The organism is Sulfurimonas sp. HSL3-1 (assembly GCF_039645995.1).
In the GTDB taxonomy this organism is placed as follows: domain Bacteria; phylum Campylobacterota; class Campylobacteria; order Campylobacterales; family Sulfurimonadaceae; genus Thiomicrolovo; species Thiomicrolovo diazotrophicus.
This window is the reverse complement of record NZ_CP147920.1, coordinates 666,789-686,048: the sequence shown is the minus strand read 5'-3', so window position 1 is coordinate 686,048 and position 19,260 is coordinate 666,789. Positions and strand designations below refer to the sequence as shown.

At 58.3% G+C, this 19,260-nt stretch carries 16 protein-coding genes; 9 read left to right on the top strand and 7 right to left on the bottom strand.

The genetic code is table 11. The features are described from left to right. Window positions 1-191 precede the first annotated feature (191 nt). Window positions 192-2,204 carry a molybdopterin oxidoreductase family protein gene (locus WCY31_RS03515; protein ID WP_345973135.1) on the top strand — a complete coding sequence of 671 codons (2,013 nt, stop codon included), beginning with the start codon at window positions 192-194 and terminating at the stop codon, window positions 2,202-2,204. A gap of 4 nt (window positions 2,205-2,208) precedes the next feature. Here the strand turns inward: WCY31_RS03515 and WCY31_RS03510 are convergent, their stop codons facing one another. Next, window positions 2,209-2,616 carry a YiiD C-terminal domain-containing protein gene (locus tag WCY31_RS03510; protein WP_345973133.1) on the bottom strand — a complete coding sequence of 136 codons (408 nt, stop codon included), beginning with the start codon at window positions 2,614-2,616 and terminating at the stop codon, window positions 2,209-2,211. A 205-nt stretch (window positions 2,617-2,821) separates the two neighbouring features. Between WCY31_RS03510 and fabF the strand changes: the two genes are divergently transcribed. Both fabF and WCY31_RS03500 read left to right on the top strand, forming a co-directional pair. Then, window positions 2,822-4,030 carry a beta-ketoacyl-ACP synthase II gene (fabF, locus tag WCY31_RS03505; RefSeq protein ID WP_345973131.1) on the top strand — a complete coding sequence of 403 codons (1,209 nt, stop codon included), beginning with the start codon at window positions 2,822-2,824 and terminating at the stop codon, window positions 4,028-4,030. A gap of 63 nt (window positions 4,031-4,093) precedes the next feature. Then, a complete protein-coding gene (locus WCY31_RS03500) occupies window positions 4,094-4,675 on the top strand; it encodes a TetR/AcrR family transcriptional regulator (RefSeq protein WP_345973129.1) in 582 nt (193 codons plus the stop codon). Between the two features lie 17 nt (window positions 4,676-4,692). Here the strand turns inward: WCY31_RS03500 and WCY31_RS03495 are convergent, their stop codons facing one another. The 3 genes from WCY31_RS03495 to WCY31_RS03485 form a co-directional block, all read right to left on the bottom strand. After that, window positions 4,693-5,082, bottom strand: a complete 390-nt coding sequence (locus WCY31_RS03495; RefSeq protein ID WP_345973127.1) for a carboxymuconolactone decarboxylase family protein — start codon at window positions 5,080-5,082, stop codon at window positions 4,693-4,695. Window positions 5,083-5,170: 88 nt separating this feature from the next. Next, window positions 5,171-5,479, bottom strand: coding sequence for a hypothetical protein (locus tag WCY31_RS03490; protein ID WP_345973126.1), 309 nt, complete (start codon window positions 5,477-5,479; stop codon window positions 5,171-5,173). A 93-nt stretch (window positions 5,480-5,572) separates the two neighbouring features. Further along, window positions 5,573-5,902: a hypothetical protein gene (locus WCY31_RS03485; protein ID WP_345973124.1), complete on the bottom strand. Its 330-nt coding sequence runs from the start codon at window positions 5,900-5,902 to the stop codon at window positions 5,573-5,575. A gap of 177 nt (window positions 5,903-6,079) precedes the next feature. On the opposite strand from WCY31_RS03485, the gene WCY31_RS03480 reads away from it, so the two are divergent. From WCY31_RS03480 to WCY31_RS03455, 6 genes are all read left to right on the top strand, one after another. Continuing rightward, window positions 6,080-6,931 (top strand): DMT family transporter, encoded by an 852-nt coding sequence (locus tag WCY31_RS03480; protein WP_345973122.1) that lies wholly within the window; start codon window positions 6,080-6,082, stop codon window positions 6,929-6,931. 248 nt (window positions 6,932-7,179) lie between these two features. After that, window positions 7,180-8,001 carry an alpha-E domain-containing protein gene (locus WCY31_RS03475; RefSeq protein ID WP_231020437.1) on the top strand — a complete coding sequence of 274 codons (822 nt, stop codon included), beginning with the start codon at window positions 7,180-7,182 and terminating at the stop codon, window positions 7,999-8,001. 343 nt (window positions 8,002-8,344) lie between these two features. Continuing rightward, a complete protein-coding gene (locus WCY31_RS03470) occupies window positions 8,345-9,619 on the top strand; it encodes a circularly permuted type 2 ATP-grasp protein (protein WP_345973121.1) in 1,275 nt (424 codons plus the stop codon). Window position 9,620: 1 nt separating this feature from the next. After that, window positions 9,621-10,277: an alpha-E domain-containing protein gene (locus WCY31_RS03465; protein WP_345973119.1), complete on the top strand. Its 657-nt coding sequence runs from the start codon at window positions 9,621-9,623 to the stop codon at window positions 10,275-10,277. 2 nt (window positions 10,278-10,279) lie between these two features. Then, window positions 10,280-11,236 carry a M14 family metallopeptidase gene (locus tag WCY31_RS03460; RefSeq protein ID WP_345973117.1) on the top strand — a complete coding sequence of 319 codons (957 nt, stop codon included), beginning with the start codon at window positions 10,280-10,282 and terminating at the stop codon, window positions 11,234-11,236. Then, the gene (locus tag WCY31_RS03455; RefSeq protein WP_345973116.1) at window positions 11,223-12,155 is read left to right on the top strand and encodes a M14 family metallopeptidase; all 933 of its coding nucleotides are present in this window, start codon (window positions 11,223-11,225) and stop codon (window positions 12,153-12,155) included. Before WCY31_RS03460 ends, WCY31_RS03455 begins: the two co-directional genes overlap by 14 nt. A gap of 16 nt (window positions 12,156-12,171) precedes the next feature. Here the strand turns inward: WCY31_RS03455 and WCY31_RS03450 are convergent, their stop codons facing one another. From WCY31_RS03450 to WCY31_RS03440, 3 genes are read right to left on the bottom strand one after another with little or no spacing between them, the layout of a single operon-like run. Further along, window positions 12,172-13,119, bottom strand: a complete 948-nt coding sequence (locus WCY31_RS03450; RefSeq protein WP_345973114.1) for a transglutaminase family protein — start codon at window positions 13,117-13,119, stop codon at window positions 12,172-12,174. A 2-nt stretch (window positions 13,120-13,121) separates the two neighbouring features. Beyond that, window positions 13,122-15,614: a circularly permuted type 2 ATP-grasp protein gene (locus tag WCY31_RS03445; RefSeq protein ID WP_345970891.1), complete on the bottom strand. Its 2,493-nt coding sequence runs from the start codon at window positions 15,612-15,614 to the stop codon at window positions 13,122-13,124. Next, the gene (locus WCY31_RS03440) at window positions 15,615-18,986 is read right to left on the bottom strand and encodes a transglutaminase family protein (protein ID WP_345973113.1); all 3,372 of its coding nucleotides are present in this window, start codon (window positions 18,984-18,986) and stop codon (window positions 15,615-15,617) included. It abuts the gene before it with no gap. Window positions 18,987-19,260 lie beyond the last annotated feature (274 nt).

Genomic DNA, 19,260 nt, shown 5'->3' with positions numbered 1-19,260 from the left:
TTCATTGCTTTAACCTTTATTTTTTTTGAAACTCTGTTTCGGTTGCACCATTATGGCATGCTATAGGGAGTAAAATGACAATTTATTTGTATGTTTTTTATACAATAGTCTTAATATTTTCTTAGCATATTATGTCATAATACGTCAGCAACAACGAAATATCGACCCCTATATATAGAGAAAGGCTTGTTATGAAAATCAAATCCGTCTGCGGATACTGCGGAGTGGGCTGCGGTATCGAGTACGACACCCGGCGCCTCGTCGGCGACATCGATTACCCCGTCAACGAGGGACTCGTCTGCTCCAAAGGGGCCAGCGAGCTGCACACCATCGAGACACCGACGCGGCTGCTGCGCCCCAAGCTGCGCAAAGCCTATGAAGACTTTACGGAGATCTCCTGGGAGATGGCCATCGAGACGATCGTCCACAACATCCGCTCCACCTCCCCCGAGCGGATCGGCTTCTACCTCTCGGGTCAGATGCTCACCGAGGACTACTACGTCGCCAACAAGCTCGGCAAGGGGTTCCTGGGGACCAACAACGTCGATACCAACTCACGCACCTGCATGGCCAGCGCCGTCGTCGCCCACAAGAAGGTCTTCGGCGTCGACTACGTCCCCGTGCGGATGGAGGAGATCGAGCACTGCAACCTTCTGATCATGGTCGGCGCCAACCCCGCCGAAGCGCACGTCGTCTTCAACAACAAAATCAAGAAAGCGAAAAAAGAGGGGCTGAAAACCGTCGTCATCGACCCGCGCCGTACGGAGACCGCCGAGCAGGCGGACCTCCACCTTCCCATCCGCGTCGGTACCGACATCGACTTTCTCAGCCTTGTCGCGCGGCGCATCGTCGACGACGGCAAGACCGACGACGCCTTCCTCGACGCGCATGTCAACGGGTTTGACGCCTACCTCAAAAAGATCAAGAAGATCCCGACGAAGAAACTGCTAAAGCGGTGCGGGCTGGAAGAAGAAGCGTTCGAAGCATTCATGGCACTCTTTTACCAGAGCGAGAACGTCATCTCCGCCTGGACGATGGGGCTGAACCAGAGCGCGCAGGGGGTCGACAAGAACCTCGCGCTCATCAACCTCCACCTGCTTACCGGCAAGATCAACCGTCCCGGCAACGGCCCCTTCTCCCTGACCGGACAGCCCAACGCCATGGGGGGCCGCGAGGTCGGGGGGCTGGCGACGACCCTCGCGGTGCACCTGGATTTTAACGAAGAGTCCATCGCCAAGGTGAGCGAATTCTGGGGGGCGCAGAACATCGCCCCCGCTCCGGGGCTCACCGCCTTCGAGATGATCGAAGCGGCCGAACGGCGCGAACTCGACGTCCTTATCATCTGCCACACCGACCCCGTCTACCACCTCCCCAACCGCAGCCGGGTCGAAGCGGCGCTGAAGAAGGTCCCCTTCATCGTCGAGATCAACGCCTACGACGACAGCGAAACGAAACCCTTTGCCCACCTGCGGCTGCCGGCGGCCCCCTGGGGTGAAAAGGAGGGGACACAGACGAACATGGACCGCAGCATCACCCGCCAAGAGCGCCTAACCCGCCGCAGCATCGACTGCAAACCCGACTGGGAGATCTTTTCGATGATCGGGCGGGCCATGGGCTTCGTAAGCGCCTTTGACTACCAAGACGCCGAAGCGATCTGGGACGAGTACCGCCGCATGACGGCGCTCAGCCCGAAGGGGCACATGGACATCAGCGGCGTCGACGCCGCCAGCCTCAAAAACGGCGGCCATGTCTGGGGCGAGGGGCTCTTTGACGATAACGAGTTCCTCACCCCAGACGGAAGGGCGAACCTCATCTTCGTACAGAACGAACGCCGCAGCGAAAGCAGCTCACTGGAGTTCCCCTACCTGCTCACGACCGGGCGGACCCGCGACCAGTGGCACAGCGGCACAAAGACCGCCTTCGTCGACCGCCTGCTCAAGCACAAGCCGCTGAGCTACATCGAGATCAACAGCGAAGACGCGCAAAGCGCGGGGATTGCGGACGGCGACAAGGTCAAGGTGACGACGGCGAGGGGTGCGCTTGTCTTCGAGGCGAAGGTGACGGAGAACATCCGCGAAAAGACCCTCTTCGTCCCTGTCACCGACCGCCGTATCAACTACCTGACCAACGACCTCCTCGACCCGGAGTCGAAAGAGCCCGATTACAACCACAACGCGGCGAAGCTGGAGAAGTGGAGCGGCTGACGCCTCAGAGCGTCTGGATGAACCATGTAAAGGAGCCCTGCGACGTCAATACACCGTTGATGTCCGTCACGGCGACGTCGACCCTGATCGACCCCCTCCCCTTTTTTCCGAACTGATCCCTGAACGTTTCGACCGCCGATGTGTCCACTGACGCGGACGCGACGATCCTTGCCGCGGCGGGTTTTCTGTAACGGATCTGCGCATCCCGCAAAAGCGGGACGGCTTTGCCCTCCAGTTCGGGAAAGAGCGTCTGCAGAAACAGACCGCTTTGGGTCTCCGCCAAAGCGAACTGGGCACTGGCGTGTATCGTATTGAGATGGTTCATTACCGTACCGCTGAACCCCAGCGACACGCTCCCTTTCTCCTGTTCAAGCCCAATATAGCGTGCAAATGGTATATCGGCGGCTTCCAACGGTTCTCCTTTCTTTCGGCCCGGCACAATATCGCCAGTGACCGCATCGACACATTTCTTATTCGTAGACAACTATAGCATCTTAGTACTAGACCGTTTAGTCTAGTTTAAGCACAGCTCTACTAGAATCTCACTAGACCAATCAGTCTATTTGAGCGAACTTTGTATGTTTCTGTCTCATTCAAACTTTTGCAAAGGAGTTAAAATGAACCCTATTGTCATTACGGGAATCGGCATGATCAACGGCGTCGGCATCAGCGCCGAGAGCGCTTTTGAAGCGCTGATCGAGGGGGTATGCGGCATTGACTATATTACCCATTTCGATGCCTCCGGCGATGCCGTCCAAATCGCCAGTGAAGTCAAAGGCTTCGATCCAAGCAGCATCATGGACCCCAAAGACATCAAAAAGAGCGACCGCTTCATCCACCTGGGAATGCATGCGCTGAAAGAGGCCCTTGCCGACGCCGCGCTCGAACCGCAAAGCGGGGATGCAGCCCGGATGGGCGTCAGCGCCGCCACCGGGATAGGCGGACTGCCGATGATGCAGGAAAATATCGAAAAGAACGCCTTCGGCAAGAAGATCTCGCCCTTTTTCATCCCCGGTTCCATCACGAACATGCTGGCGGGGTACGCCTCCATCTATTACGGGCTCAAGGGGCCGAACCTCTCCTCGACGACGGCCTGCACGGCGGGGCTTCACGCCATCAACCAGGCGGCGAAGACCATCATGGCCGGCGGGGCAGACGTCATGGTCGCCCTGGGCGCCGAAGCGTGCATCTGCGAGACGGGCATCCGCGGCTTCAGCGCCATGAAGGCGCTCTCCACCCATAACGACGACCCGAAAACGGCCTCCAGGCCCTTCGACAAGGAGCGCGACGGCTTCGTAATGGGCGAAGGGGCGGCGGCGCTCGTGCTCGAAACCCTGGAACATGCCCAAAAGCGGGGTGCGAAGATCTATGCACGAGTCGCGGGCTTCGGCGAAAGCGCAGACGCAGGCCACATCACAGCCCCCGCCACGGACGGCCCCGTCCGGGCCATGCAGGCAGCGCTGCAGATGGCCGGCAACCCACGAGTGGACTACATCAACGCGCATGGGACCAGTACCCCGCTGGGGGACGCCAACGAAACCAAAGCCTTCAAAGCGGTCTTTGAGACCGTGCCTCCGATCAGTTCCATCAAGGGGAGTATCGGCCACTGTCTCGGGGCCACCGGCATCATCGAAGCCGCCGTCTCCATTATGGCCCTGGAGCGCAACATCATGCCCCCGACCATAAACCTCCGTACCCCAGACGACGCCTGCGACCTGGACTACGTCGCCAACACCGCGCGCGAGAAGGAGCTTCAAACCGTCATGAGCACCAATTACGGTTTCGGCGGCACGAACGGGGCCATCATCTTCACCAAAGCGCTTTAGCCCGTGCCCCGGCACCCCGGGGACAAACCGATATAATGATGCAAAAATTTCAAGGGTTTAACTATGAAGCGCCAGGACTCAAGAGCGCGGCTGCTGGACGCCGCCTTTGCTGAAGTCTACAAAAACGGCTATCACGGTACCGGCACCGCCGTCATCCTCAAGGCCGCCGGGGTGCCCAAGGGGAGCATGTACCACTTTTTCGCTTCCAAGAAGGACCTCATCCTGGCCGTGAGCCAAGAACGCATCGTCCCGAAAATGGACGACTTCTTCGACTTTTCTCGCCTGCCGGGTGAGAACATTTTTCAGACTTTCGAGCGCGTGTTCTCGAAGATGCAGAACCATGGCGCCCTCATCGCCAACGGCTGCCCTCTGCACCGCCTGCTCGTGGAGATGGCCCCGCTGGACCCCGACTTTGAAACCGTCCTGACAAAGGCCTACCACCATTTTATCGACAAGCTTTCTCTGGCGCTGGAAGCCGCCGTTGCAGACGGTGAACTCGTAGCGTTTGACACCAAAGCCTTCGCCCGCTTCTTTATCACCTCCACCTGGGGAGAGATATCGCTGCCCCCCTCCCTCTCTTCGAAAGAATCGTTTGGACACCACACCCAGTACCTGACAATCGCACTGGAACACTACCGGAAATAGCGATCCCCGGAGCGTTTTCAGTTTTGAACGCTGATATCCCGTTCGTCAAAAACTTCTTTGGCGGTCGCAAGCCCGTTCAACGCGGCGGGAAAACCGGCATATACCGCCATCTGAATCATGATCTCGATGATCTCCTGCGGCGTGCAGCCGACATTGAGTGCCCCGTGTACGTGGGCCTTTAACTGGGGCGCTGCCGTACCCATCGCCGTCAGGGCCGCGACCGTGGCGATTTCACGGGAGCGCAGTTCCAAGCCCGGACGGCTGTAGATGTCTCCGAAAGGAAACTCCACAAGCAGGTCGGCGAACTCCGGAGCGATTGCACTGAGGGCCTCAATGATCTTATCCCCCTGATCGCCGCCGACCTCGGCCAGTTTCTCCCTTCCGATTTTATACCTCTCAGATTTCAATTTTTGTCTCCTTTTTTCTTGGAAGTTTACATTTAAATGAGCAATCAAAAAGCCGCCCTCGGGTTTGTGATTGGTCTCTTTTGATTTGTTATAGCTCAACATGTTTGCCACAGGTTGGACAGTAATTGAATTCGACTTTTTCAGACAATGCGACTTGTGTCATTTCAAATAAGTCGGTTTCACAATGTGGACACTTTGCCTCTTTGGCTTGATTTTTGAAGGCATGTAGAACTGTTAACATGAGGCCGATACTAAGCATTCCTATTATGCTAAATTGAAGTATGCCAAATGATGATTGCATAGAAAGATACATCAGTACAAGGAAAAGCAAAAGTGCTGCAATCGCAGTCACAATTTGCTTTTTCAACGCTTTTTTGTACTCTATTTTATTTCCCATCTTCAGATTCCCTTGTTACTATTACGTTTAAAATGACCAATCAAAAACCTGCTTGCGGGTTTTTGATTGGTCTCCTTTAGTTTGTTAGAAGTTTTAATCTCCGCCGCCACCGGAATCTCCACCCCCACTCCCATCAGAACCACTATGGCTGCCAGATGATGAACTGTCATTTGAAAAGTGATTCCAAAATGCATACCACTTAACATCATCATCTGGGTAATAGCCATCTCCACGAAATTTTGCATATCTGCTAAGTAGGTAAAGCTCTACAATAGCACCGATAAGAGGAACGAGGAGAATAAAAAGCACTTTATAAAACTTTTGATGTGCCTCATACAGTAACTCTTCGTTTATGACGACAAAAAGTGCAGCAAGGTCTAGAAGTATGACGAGTGCAATCGGCAATATCCATAGGTTGACCAAAGTCTACTCCTAAGAATTAATTAGTAGCAATAACGTATGTTCAGCTATTGAGAATTGAGACCAATCATACATTTCGTTCAAAAGCCATGATAGCAAAGTAGCAAATAGAAGTCATTGAAATATCACATCACACCATTATCGGAGTATAATTCCCGAAATTTTCTGCAGGGAAGCAATATGGCGGGTTGGATCGTACTGGCGATGGTGTTATGGGGCATCGGCTGGCCCGCGCTCAAGGTCGTGACCGATACTGACGTCCCGGTCGAGACCGTCACCTTTTTGCGCTTCGCCATCATGGCGGTTTCCTTCCTGCCCATCCTCTACTGGCGGCGCAAGCCGCTGCGCCTCAACCGCCGGACGCTGCGCTTCACTATCGCGGCGGGCGCGCTCAACGTCGCATTTATGTACTTCGCCTTCTGGGGCGTGCAAACGGGCAGCGCCGGGGCGGGCGGGGTCATCATCACCGTGGCCAGCCCCATTCTCACGGCCCTGCTCGCCCTGATTGTCTTCCACACCCGCGTCTCCCCGACGCAGCTGCTTGGGCTGGGAGTGGGACTGTTCGGCGGGATGCTGATGCTGGAGGTGTGGCATGCCGACCTGCTGCACAGCGGCAATGTCTTCTTTATCGGCAGCGCGCTCGTCTGGGCCGTGCTCACCCTGCTGGGGCAGCAGTCGCATACGGAGATGGAACCCATCCACTTCAACTTCTGGCTGGCCGTTTTCGCCGTACCCATCACACTCGTTCCGGCACTGCCCGCGGGGCTGGGTACGGTGTTGCACCAGGACTGGACGTTCTGGACGGGGCTGCTTTTCCTGGCCATCATGGGGCAGACGGTGGCGTCGACCATCTTCTTTGTCGCGTCGGGTAAGATCGGCTCGGCCAAGGCCGGAAGCTATATGTTCCTCGTGCCGCTGACCGCCCTGGTAGCGAGCTTCCTGCTGCTGGGAGAGCGCCCCTCCTTCTGGCTCGTGGCAGGGGGTGCCGTCAGTACCGCCGCCGTCTACTTCATCAACGCGCGCAAACGATAGGCACCCGTCGCTTTTCGATCGGCGGCTTTTCGTAAACGTCCCCTATGTAAGCCCGTTTGTGCATTCAGAGGAGAAAGCGCCTTATTTTCCGTGATTTCACGTCCATTTCCACCTGAAAAAACCTGCTATGTTTAAAAGTTAATCATAAATATCACCCTATGCACAGCCGCGCGTTCTATAATGGTCAAAATATATGCTCGAAACGTGTTTGAGCCCGACAGACCCGCTGTATCTGCAGGAGGCGCACTATGAACGCAGTACATGTTCCCCCCGTCGACCGAGATCCAAAGCATCTCTGGACGTTCAACGCCATCACCCTTTTTAAACGGCTCCGAGACTATCTTAACGGCTATGCCGACTACCGGCAGTACCCGAGCATAAAGTTTGTCGAAACCTGGCCCCAGCACAGTCATAAACACCAGCTGCTCACCACCTACGTCGCCACCAACCTCTACTGGTTCGGCCGCCACCTCCAGCGCGTCGAAACGACCCTGATCGACGTGCTGGAGCTCTTCAACGCGGTGATTGACACGGACAAAGAAGCCGGCGTACGCTACTTCGAGCATCTGGACATTGAGCTGGAGTACAAGAGCGCGCAGGATTTCCTTCAAAAGGCCGTCTTCGGCGACCACCCCGCAAACCTCGCCACCATTATGAGCAACGCCCGAGAAAACGCCATCATCTGCCGTCCCTATCTCGACGCGGAAGCCTTCGGGGAGACGATCAGGCTCTACAACCTCCTCGACACCTATGCCAAGACCGATACCAAGGTCGACTACCGTTTCATCGGGGATGCACTCTCACTCATCAACGAGGTGTGGGGGATCATGGCCCGCGGTCTTCTGCGGCGCAAAAGCGACCAGTTCATCCGCCTGGGCAAACTGACCGAGAAAGTCGACCTGCACCTGCGCCACGGCAAGAACGGCAATGAATCGGTCGTCTACCTGCACAATATTCTCATCACTGCGCAGCGGATCGCCCCGGAGGCGGAGATGCCCATCGACGAAAAAGATGATGAGGCCAACCTCGATGCTATCAACGACCTCTTCGAGAACCTGGTTGTGGTTTAGATGCGAGCAAAACAGACCCGCCGCGCCCCGTACCACATGCCGAACCCCCTGCGAAAAGCCGCGTTCATCAAATCGACGGATCGGGGCGGCTAGCCCTCCGCGCTTTGACGAAAAAACGAAAACCACAAAAGCACCGAATAAAAGCATTTTCTCATAGAATATGCAATATGATCTTTTATACCCACACCACCTTTGGCACCGTGAAACCCGCGGGTCGGAGTGATGTTCGCATAAAAGCATCAAGGGAGATACATTGATAGAAGAAACTGGAAAACTACACGAAAAGTTCTGGGAGATTTTTTCCCGGCAGGATCGACAGAAAGTCGAAGAGTTTCAGCGCTATATGGATAAGTTCGCTGTCAATTTCAATCTCTATAAAGACGGCAATTTCATCGAGCGTTCACTCCCCTTCGACGTCATTCCCCGCATCATCTCCAAGGAGGAGTTCGGCAAGATGCAGCGCGGCCTCGAGCAGCGCATCACGGCACTGAACCTCTTCCTAGAAGACCTCTATACCGAGGCCAAGATCGTCAAGGACGGCATCGTCCCCGAAGCATTTATCCACCAGGCCAAAGGGTACCTCAAGGAGTTCGTCGGTTTCTCCCCGTCGCAGAAGATCAGGACCCATATCAACGGCATCGACCTCGTCAAGGATACCAAGAACGACGAATGGGTCATCCTCGAGGACAACCTGCGCGTGCCCAGCGGGGCGAGCTATCCGCTCTCCATCCGCGACACCTACCGCAAGATCTACCCGGAGTTCTTCGAAGAGCTGAAGATCGAACCGATCAAGCAGTACTCGTCGTACCTGCGCAACGCGATGGATTACGTCAATACCGGCGGCATCAACGTCGTTCTGACCCCGGGGCGCTACAACTCCGCGTATTACGAACACAGCTACCTCGCCGGAGAGATCGGGGCCGAACTGGTCCGCGCCGCCGAACTGGTCGTGGAGAACAAGGTCCTCTACTTTAAAAACTACGACGGGCGACGCATCCGCGTCGGGGCGGTCTACCGCCGCCTTGACGATGATTTCCTCGACCCCAAGTTTTTCAACCCCGAAAGTCTCATCGGCGTACCCGGTATCATCGAAGCCTACCTCGCGGGCAACGTGGCGATCATGAACGCCGTCGGCAATGGAGTCGCGGACGACAAAGGGATCTACTACTTTGTGCCGCAAATGATCAAATACTACCTGAACGAAGAGCCCATCATGCATAACGCGCCGACTTACCTCCCCTATTTCGAAAAGGACAAAAAATACATCTTCGACAACATTGACAAACTCGTTGTCAAGGATGTCGCAGAAGCCGGCGGGTACGGCGTCATGTTCGGACACGCCATGTCCAAGATCCAGCTCGATGACCTCAAAACGATCATCGAGGCCAACCCCCGCCGCTTTATCGCCCAGGAGCTCGTTGAGTTCTACGACGAAGAGTGTCTCATCAACGGGGAGCTGAGTCCCCGCAAGGCGGACTTCCGCGCCTATGTCGTCATGGGCGAGAAGGTCAATGTCTGGGAGTGCGGGCTGACACGCTATGCGATGGAAGCGGGCAACTACCTCGTCAACTCGTCCCAGGGCGGCGGGTTCAAAGATACATGGGTCATGGAGCTCTAAGATGGATCAACTGCTGAGCACCAACGTCGCCACCAACCTCTACTGGTTCGGACGCCACCTCCAGCGCGTCGAAACAACCCTCGTTGACGTTATCGAAATCTTCGATTGCGTTATCGACACGGACAAGGACGCCGGGAGGCGCTATTTCGAGCACCTCGAGATCGAACTCGACTACGCCAACGCTTCCCAGTTCCTTGACAACGCCATCTTCGGGGACCACCCCTCCAACCTGGCGGAGATCATGCGTTTCGCCCGCGAAAACGCGATCATCTCACGGGCCTATATCGATACGGACGCCTTCGGCGAGACGATCCACCTCGCCGATCTTTTCGACCACGCCTCGAAAAGCGCCGTCTTCGTCGACTACCGCTTCGTCGACGATGCCCTCTCCCTGATCAACGAGATCTGGGGCAGCATGAACCGCGGCCTGATCCGCTGCAAAAGCGACCACTTCGTCCGCCTGGGCAAGCTGACCGAAAAGGTTGACCTCCACCTCCGTCACGGCAAGGACGGGAAAGAGCCCATCGAGTACCTCAACAACATTCTGCAGACGGCGCAAAAGATCGCGCCCGACGCGAAACTTGCCATCTCCAGAACCGACGAAGAGGCCAACCTCGACGCCATCAACGCCCTCATCGACGAGCTCGTCGTCTACTGAAAATGAACCCGGAAATCACGGAAATCTTCTCCTCCGAGCTCCCGGTGGGAGAGACGCTGCGCATCCAGCGCGCCCGTTTCGCACCGGAAAAAGTGCGCCCGGACGCCAAGCGCATCAGCGTCGTCAGCGGGATACACGGCGACGAGCTCGAAGGGCAGCTCGTCATCTACCTCCTGGCCGCATGGCTGCGCGAGCATCCCGAAGCCCTGCGCGGGACCGTTGACATCTATCCCGCCGTCAACTCCCTGGGGGTCGACACCATTATCCGCGGCTTCCCCCTCTACGAGATCGACCTTAACCGCGCTTTCCCGGGGGCGCGCAACGACTTCCTGCCCGCGCAGGTGGTGCATGCCCTGGCCGAAGACGTCGAAGGCAGCGACATCGCCATCGACATCCACTCCTCCAACATCTTCCTGCGCGAGATCCCGCAGATCCGCATCAACAAGGCGTTCTCGGAAGCGACCCTCCCCCTGGCCAAACAGCTCAACTGCGACTTCATCTGGATCCACGACGCCGTCACGGTCCTCGAAGCGACCTTTTCGCATACGATGAACGAGCGGGGGACGAAAACCCTCGTCGTCGAGATGGGGGTGGGGATGCGTCTGACAAAGGCCTACGGGCGCCAGCTCCTGCGGGGGATCCTGAATCTGATGCAGCGCGAGGGGATCATCGAGACCCCGACGGAGTTCAAGGTCCGCGAGCCGTTCACCTCCGAGGTCGGGGAGGTGTTCTACATCAACGCCCCCGCCGCCGGCCTCTTTGTCCCTGCCCTTGACCACTGCGAAGTGATCGAGAAGGAGCAGTGGATCGGCGACATCGTCGACCCCCTCAGCGGGGCGGTGCGCGAATCCCTCTACGCCCCCAACGGCGGCGTTTTGTTCACCCTGCGCGAGTACCCCGTCGTCTACGAAGGGTCCCTGCTCGCACGGATTTTCGGAGAGAGCGATGAAAAAAATTGAGATCCTGAAACTCGAATCCCTCAGCCGCGCGCCGATGGTCGTCGAGGGGTACCTCTTCGAAGGGAGCGATCCCGACGCCCCCAGCGTCGCCGTCATCGGCGCCATGGAGGGGGCCACGACCCTGCCCTTGTACAGCGCGTCGAAGCTGGTCGACTTCCTACGCAACAAACTCGGAAGCGAAAAGATCCTGGGCAATATCCTCGTCATCCCCTCCGTCAACCACTACGCCCTCAACATCAACGAACGTTTCTGGCCCCTGGACAAGACCGACATCAACATGATGTTCCCGGGGTACAACGAGGGCGAAACGACGCAGCGCATCGCCCACCGCCTCTTCGAAGCGGTCCAGGACTACGACTACGGCATTATTCTGGAGACGCGGACCGACCTTGCCACCTGTCTGCCTTACGTCAAACTCTTCAAGACCGGCTACGAAGATGTGAAAAGCGCCCGCTGGCTGGGGCTCAAGGTCATCCACCACCGCGAACCCGAATCCATCGAGACGGTGTCGCTGCAGTACAACTGGCAGCTCTGGGGGGCCAAGGCGTGTTCCGTGGTCTGCCCCCACGAGCCCCTGATCGACCCCGCATCCGCCCGGGTCATCATGGATAGTCTCATCAACTTCCTCAGCCACAGCGGCATCATCCGATACGAGGCATTTAACGGCTACAACTCGACCGTCGTGACCCGCGAACGCATCGAGGTCATCAAAAGCCCCCGCAGCGGGATCTTTATCCCGACGCAGAAACCCGGGACGACGGTCTCCAAGGATGAGACGATCGGCAAGATCGTTCACGCCTTAGAGGGCGAAGTCGTCCACCGTTTCCTCGCCCCTTGCGACGGCATGATCACCTGTATCTATATGCACTCGCTGATCTTCGAGAATGCCGTCGCCTACCGCATCGCGAAGATCCATTAGCCCGGTCGCGGCGGCGTTACTTCGACGATTGCGACTGTGACTGTGTCTGGGTAGGTGCCGTTTCTTCATCTTCCTCAGTGGCGCGCCGAACGTCCACGCGGACGCTGAGCCGGCTCTGCCCGCTCCCGCGCACCACCCCTTTGAGCGGCGAGATATCGTCATAGTCCCGTCCATGCCCCATGACGATGTGCTGCTCCAGGGGAATGATGTTGTTCGTCGGGTCGAGGTCGAGCCAGCCGCTCCCCGGGACGTAGAGCGACACCCAGGCGTGCGACGCGTCCGCACCGAAGAGCTTCTCCGTGCCTTCGGGCGGGATGGTCTCGATGTAGCCGCTCACGTAGCGCGCCGGCAGCCCCATGGAGCGCAGCGCGGAGAGGGCCAGATGCGCGAAATCCTGGCAGACCCCCTTTTTCTCTTCGAAAATCGTCGTCACGGGGGTCGTCAGGTCGCTGAAAGCGGGATTGAACTCGAAGTCTTCGAAGATGCGCCCCATCAGCTCTTCGCCGGCCTCGAAAAGGCTGCGATCCGGATGGAAAGACTCCAGGGCGTAGTCGCGCAGCGGCGCGATATCGACGGGCACAAGTTCCGACGCGAAAAGGAACTGCTTGGCGGCGATGTCACGCGTATTGAAGCCCGAAAGGCGCTGCAGCGCTTTTTCATAGGAGACGGCCCCTTTTCGAAGCCGTTCGATCGCCCGGTGCACCTCTTGGATTTTGCGCCGTACCCGTGCATGCCCCGTCACCGTCAGGGAGGTGTGCGGTTCTCGCAGCAGCAGATGGTGGTTCGTATTGCCGAACATGTCGACGAAGGCATGGATCTCCGACGCGTACGGCTCCGCGTCGAGCCGGAAGGAGAGCAGCTCCTGCTCCCGCCCCTCTTTGGGCTTCAGCCGCGCGATGTTGTGGCTGAAGGTGACCAGACTCTGATAATGGAAGACCGTTTCGTGGAAAATATCGTAAATCATGCTCACTCGTCGTAATGGGAAAAATAGGTTTTCGAAAACTCGTCCGAAGCCTTCATAAAGAGCTCGGAAAGCTCCGAGAGCAGTGCATCGAGCTCCTTGTAGATGCCGTCGGACTCCTCATAGGTCAGCAGCGCCTGCGCCGTCGCAAGCTTCAGGCGCGAATAGGCCTGGAAAATCGGCGCCTCATACTCGGTCAGGTGGGTACGCGACTTCGGCAGGTCTTTGAGGTCCGAGAGCAGTTTCTGGGTCTGGTAGGTCAGCGATTTGGGATACTGCGGATTGAGCAGCAGGAACTCGATGACGTTCTCGAGCTGCAAAGCGCTGCGGTAGTGGGCACGGTAGGCGTTGAAGCTTTCGCAGGTGTTCAGCAGCGCTTCGAGCAGTTCATACTCCTCGGCCTTCTCCTGGCGCGGGCAGAGCAGGGAGCGCGCCTTGGAGATCAGCAGCTGGACGCTCTCGATCCGGTAACCGATGTCGTACAGCACCAGGCCCTGCTCGCGGAACATGCTCTCTTCGACGAGCTCCTTGTACGCCAGCAGGTTTACATGCAGCTTGTCCATCTCGTTGACGATGGTGCGGTTCATGCGGGTATTGGCGCTGCAGAAGCTCTGCCACTCCCACTGGAGCTTGTCGAAGAGTTTCCACGCTTCGATGCCCAGCAGGTTCTTGATGCTGACATTCGAACCCGACAGCATCGCCAGGGTAAAGGAGAGCGACCCGGACCGGTTCTGCTCTTTGAGGACGGAGACGATCTCTTTCATCGGGTTCTCCAGGAGCTTGTCGGCCTTTTTCTTATCCAGGAATCCCGGATAGGTCATCGTCATGTGGGTAATGGCGCGCAGCAGCTGGTGCTGCGACTCCCCGGCGGTGTTCGACTCGTCGCGGTAGACGTTGATAAGGCGCTTGACCGTGTAGCGGATGAGGCGCGTCGTGATAATGGCACGCGAGAGGTAACGCCCCAGCCAGAAGAGGTTCTCCGCCCTGCGGGTCGGGATCTGGTCGATGGAGGCGTCGATGCACGGCAGCTGTTTGAAGGGATTGCTCGGCGCGCGCTCCTCATCTTCGCCGACGATCCAGAGGTCCTTGCTGGTGCCCCCTTTTTGCGAGGAGATCAAGAAGGCGTCTTTTTGCGAGGCGACGCGCACGAGCCCGCCGTTCATCACCCAGTATTGGCTGCCGCGCTTGAAGGCATAGGAGCGAATAACGGCGTTGCGCGGTTCGACGGACTCCCCGGTAAAATAGGGTACGGTGGAGAAGCCGATCTCCTCCTGTGCCACGTAGAGGTGCGGCGCCGCCTTCAGCTGCGCCCTCAGCGCATCGAGCTCCGCTGCGTCCATTTTCCGTCCGAAATAGACCTTGGCGCTCTCCGTGCGGTCGATGTGCTTGACAATAAGCCCTTCGAGGTTTTCGAGAACGTATTCGAGTTCGCCGGGCTGCCCGCACCACCAGGTGGCGATCTGCGGCAGGATCAGCTCTTCGTCGAGGAAGAACTTCGCAATGTTCTTCATAAAGGGGTTGAAGCCGAGGTTCTCGAGGATACCGCTGCCGATGGGGTTGATCATCGCCAGGTTCTCCCGGCGCGCCGCGTCGACCAGGCCCGCCACACCCAGGTGCGAATCGTTTTTCAGCTCCAGCGGATCACAGTAGCGGTCGTCCACGCGGCGCAGCAGGGTGTTGATCCTTGTGAGGCCGCTCAGGTTTTTCAGCCACAGCGCCCCGTCCTTGGCCAGCATATCCTCGCCCTGCACCAGGCTGATCTCCAGCAGGGAGCTGAGATAGGCGTGCTCGAAATAGGTTTCGTTGTGCGGCCCCGGCGTCAGCAGGGCCGCCTTGGAGCGGTCCCCCCCGCTGAGACGGTCGATCATCGATTTCATCTCTTCGATGAAGCCCGCGAGCCGGCGGGTATGCACCCCCGGATAGAGTGATTTGGCAATGATGTTCATGCTCAGGCGGTTCTCGACGGCGTAACCGAGGCCCGACGGGGCCTGGATCCGGTCATTGACGATCCAGAACTTGCCATCGGGGCCCCGCGCCATGTCCGTTGCGTAGAAGAAGAGTTCGAAATCCATTTTGTGCCCGAAACCAAACATCTCCGCCGCGTACCCTTTGTGGGCGTAAACGACTTCGGCGGGCAGGATCCCCTGCCGCAGCAGAAGCTGGTCGCCGTAAAGGTCGCGCAGCATCAGGTCGAAAAGCTTCGCGCGCTGACGCAGCCCCTTGACGACGCCGTCCCACTCCGTCTGGGTGACGACGAAGGGGATGGGATCGAGCGTCCAGCGCCGTTTGGTGATTCCGTCGGGGGCGTCGTAGACGTTGTAGGTGACGCCGTTCTCTTCGAGGCTCCAGTCCAGCTCGGCCTGTTTGGCTTTCAGCCCCTCGATGCCGGTCGCCTCGATCTGGTCGTAGATCGCCTGCCAATGCGGGCGGCACTGCCGCTGCGCATCGACCATCTCGTCAAAGGAGCTTTCGGAAAAATAACGGTCGAAAATCCCCATTTACACCCGTGTCCATTTCCGTCTAAGGTCCAGCGTATGGGGATACTCGGCGCTGCGCGGCAGCTCCTGGAAGACAAAGACCTTGTCGCCGGCGTGCTTCTCGGCCACTTTGCGCGTCACTTCCCGCTCCCCTGCCGGCAGCGCCTGTTCGACCACATGGGTCGGCACCTCATCGACACTGCCCTGGGTATGATTAAAGCCCCAGAAACGGTTGATACGGCGCGACTCCGCCTCGTAGCTGTTGACGGGGAAGGTGTCGTAGCTGCGGCCGCCCGGGTGGGAGACGTAGTAGGTCATCCCGCCGATGGAGCGCTGGTTCCAGCGGTCGACGACATCGAACGTGAGCGGGGTGTCGACCCCGATCGTCGGGTGCAGCGCCGACCACGGCTCCCACGCTTTGTACTTGACCCCGGCGACGAACTCGCCCTCGACGCCCGTCGGGTTCAACGGCACCGCGACCCCGTTACAGGTGAGTACATAGCGCTCCGGCACAAAGTTGTTGATCTTCACCTGGACCCGTTCCAGCGACGAATCGACATAGCGCGATGTCCCCTGCGATCCGCTCTCTTCTCCCAGGACGTTCCACGGTTCGATGGCCGCGCGCAGTTCGAGATGGACATTCTCCACCGTCGCCATGCCGTAAAGCGGGAAGCGGAACTCGAAGAAGGGATCGAACCAGTCCAGCTCGAAGGGATACCCCTCGGAATTGAGGAAGCGGACAATATCCGCGATATCCTCCTTGACGTAGTGCTCCAGCAGGAACTTGTCGTGCAGCTGGGTCCCCCACCGCACCAGCTTGTGGCGGTAGGGCTTTCGCCAGAAGAGCGAGACCAGGGTACGCACCAGCAGCATCTGCATCAGGGCCATCTGCGAATGCGGCGGCATGTCGAAACCGCGCAGTTCCAGGATCCCCAGCCGCCCGGTGCTTGAATCGGGCGAGTAGAGCTTGTCGATACAGAACTCGGAACGGTGGGTATTGCCGGTGATATCGGTGAGCATATGGCGAAAGAGCCTGTCGGTGAGCCAGTAGGGCACCTCTCCGTTTTCGGGGATCTGCGCAAAGGCGATCTCCAGTTCGTAGAGGTTCTCCGCGCGCCCTTCGTCGACGCGCGGCGCCTGGGAGGTCGGGCCGATGAAAGCACCGGAGAAGAGGTAACTCAGGGAGGGGTGGTGCTGCCAGAAAGTGATAAGGCTTCGCAGCAGTTCCGGGCGGCGCAGCAGCGGGCTGTCGTGCGGCGTCATCGCCCCGATCGTGACGTGGTTCCCCCCGCCCGTACCCGTATGCTTGCCGTCGACCATGAACTTCTCCGTCCCCAGGCGGGACTGGCGCGCGTCTTCATAAAGACCCAGCATTGTTTCGGTCAGTTCGCTCCAGTTCTTCGCCGGATGGATGTTGACCTCGATGACACCCGGGTCCGGGGTCACTTTGATGCGCTCGATGCGGTTATCATGGGCCGGTTCGTACCCTTCGAGGACGACTTTGACATTGAGCTTCGCCGCGACCGCCTCGATGGAGGCCATGAGGTCCAGGAAAGCCTCGGTGTGGTTGAGCGGCGGCAGGAAAATATACAGTTTGCCGTCGCGCACTTCCGTACTGATCGCCGTCCGCACGAAGGCGTCGTAACGGTTCGCCTCCGTCGTTTCCGGGGTCGCCGCTTCGCAGCGTGCCCGCGCATCGTCAAGGTAATCCCCCAGTGCCGGGGACTCCGCAAAAAGGTCGGGTTCGAAGTTCTGCGCCAGCTCCACATGGGGTTTGGCCATCAGCGACTCCAGCGGCATCCGCAGGCCCAGCGGCGAGTTCCCCGCACTGAGAAAGAGTTTCCCGCGGCGGAACTCCCATGCCGAGGTGATCCAGCGGGTCTGGCCGTAGCCCAGCGGCAGCACATAGCCGACCGGGTTGGCCAACCCCTGCTGCAGCAGCTGCGCCAGGGTACGGCGCTCGAGCGGGTCATCCAGGTCGAACTTCGCCGGATCGACGTCGATGGGAAGCTCGGCCTCTTTGACGACGTAGTAGACGGGGTCTTCATAGGCTTCGACAATATTCTTGTCGCTCACGCCCAGCGTCAGCGACAGCAGCTCCATAAAACGCTTCGCATCTTCGGTCGTATAGCTGTAGGTCGCGTTCATGTCGGCAAAAAGGTTCGGGTTGCGCCAGATCGGCTTGCCGTCCTTGCGCCAGATGACCGATTTCTGCCAGCGCGGCAGCGGTTCGCCCGGGTACCATTTCCCCTGGGCGTAGTGCAGCATCCCGCCTTTGCCGAAGGTCCCCAGCAGCCGGTGCGCAAGGACGTCTGCGCGTTCGCGCTTGTGTTCGCCGTCGGCTTCGGTGTTCCACTGCTCGGACTCCATGTCGTCGATGGAGACGAAAGTAGGCTCGCCCCCCATCGAGAGACGCACGTCGTTGGCTTCGAGCTCCCTGTCGACCTCGAACCCGAGATTGTAGATCGCCTCCCACTGTTCATCACGGTAGGGCTTGGTGACCCGGGGCGATTCGAAGATCCGCGTGACGGTATTGGAGTAATCGAACTCCGTCTCGCATTTGTCCGTCGCCCCGTCGATGGCATGGGCGCTGTCGTAATGGGGCGTACACGCCAGCGGGATATGACCCTCCCCGGCAAAGAGGCCGCTTGTAGCGTCGAGGCCGATCCACCCCGCCCCCGGGACGTAGACCTCCGTCCAGGCGTGCAGGTCCGTAAAGTCCGCTTCCGGGCCGCTCGGGCCGTCGAGGGATTTGACGTCGGCGGTGAGCTGGACGAGGTAGCCGGAGACGAAACGCGCCGCGAGTCCCAGGTGGCGCAGTACCTGCACGAAGAGCCAGGCGTAATCGCGGCAGCTGCCGAGTTTGTTGCCCAGGGTCACTTCGCAGGTCTGCACGCCCGGATCGAGCCGGATCGTATAGTCGAGGTACTTGTGGATCTCCGTATTGAGGTAGACGAGGAAGTCGTTTATATTGCGTTTCGTCTTCAGGTCGAGCGACTCCATGAACGTCTTGAGCTTTTTGCCTTTGTCCGTAATCTCCAGGTAGGGCAGCAGCTCCTTTTTCAGCGCCGGCTTGTACTTGAACGGGAAGTCCTGCGCATACTCGTCGACGAAGAAATCGAAAGGGTTGATGGTGATCAGGTCGGCGATGATCTCGACGTCGATGCTCATCTCCTTCGTCTTTTCCGGGAAAACGATACGGGCGAGGTAGTTGCCGAAGGGATCCTGCTGCCAGTTGATAAAGTGGTTCTCCGGCTTGATCTTGAGCGAGTACGCCTCGATCGGCGTCCGGCTGTGCGGCGCGGGGCGCAAACGAATGGTATGCGGCGAAAGCGACACGTAACGGTCATACTGATAAGCGGTTTTGTGGGAGATTACGACTTTGAGCGCCATGGTTTTCCTTGTGCGTCCTCAGAATATTGCTGCATTATATACTTTTCTCGATTCAACTTCGGGAAAACCGCGCCTATTTTTCACCCACCCCCACGGGTTTTCACACCCCGGACCCGCCGCTGTTTCCGGCGCGCTTACCACTGCCCCGGCAGAGGGGCTTTGTATGAATGTTACAATGCGGTATCACACGGACGAAGGAAGATCATGACAAGGCGGACAATACGGGGGCTCTTCTGGCTCCTTCTGCTCTTTTCCATCCAAAACTGCGCCAAGG

Excerpts from the sequence above, each read along its gene's own strand:
- WCY31_RS03515 (WP_345973135.1), top strand. The coding sequence starts at position 192 with ATGAAAATCAAATCCGTCTGCGGATACTGCGGAGTGGGCTGCGGTATC.
- fabF (WP_345973131.1), top strand. The coding sequence starts at position 2,822 with ATGAACCCTATTGTCATTACGGGAATCGGCATGATCAACGGCGTCGGC.
- WCY31_RS03500 (WP_345973129.1), top strand. The coding sequence starts at position 4,094 with ATGAAGCGCCAGGACTCAAGAGCGCGGCTGCTGGACGCCGCCTTTGCT.
- WCY31_RS03490 (WP_345973126.1), bottom strand. The coding sequence starts at position 5,479 with ATGGGAAATAAAATAGAGTACAAAAAAGCGTTGAAAAAGCAAATTGTG.
- WCY31_RS03480 (WP_345973122.1), top strand. The coding sequence starts at position 6,080 with ATGGCGGGTTGGATCGTACTGGCGATGGTGTTATGGGGCATCGGCTGG.
- WCY31_RS03475 (WP_231020437.1), top strand. The coding sequence starts at position 7,180 with ATGAACGCAGTACATGTTCCCCCCGTCGACCGAGATCCAAAGCATCTC.
- WCY31_RS03470 (WP_345973121.1), top strand. The coding sequence starts at position 8,345 with ATGGATAAGTTCGCTGTCAATTTCAATCTCTATAAAGACGGCAATTTC.
- WCY31_RS03465 (WP_345973119.1), top strand. The coding sequence starts at position 9,621 with ATGGATCAACTGCTGAGCACCAACGTCGCCACCAACCTCTACTGGTTC.
- WCY31_RS03460 (WP_345973117.1), top strand. The coding sequence starts at position 10,280 with ATGAACCCGGAAATCACGGAAATCTTCTCCTCCGAGCTCCCGGTGGGA.
- WCY31_RS03455 (WP_345973116.1), top strand. The coding sequence starts at position 11,223 with ATGAAAAAAATTGAGATCCTGAAACTCGAATCCCTCAGCCGCGCGCCG.
- WCY31_RS03450 (WP_345973114.1), bottom strand. The coding sequence starts at position 13,119 with ATGATTTACGATATTTTCCACGAAACGGTCTTCCATTATCAGAGTCTG.
- WCY31_RS03445 (WP_345970891.1), bottom strand. The coding sequence starts at position 15,614 with ATGGGGATTTTCGACCGTTATTTTTCCGAAAGCTCCTTTGACGAGATG.
- WCY31_RS03440 (WP_345973113.1), bottom strand. The coding sequence starts at position 18,986 with ATGGCGCTCAAAGTCGTAATCTCCCACAAAACCGCTTATCAGTATGAC.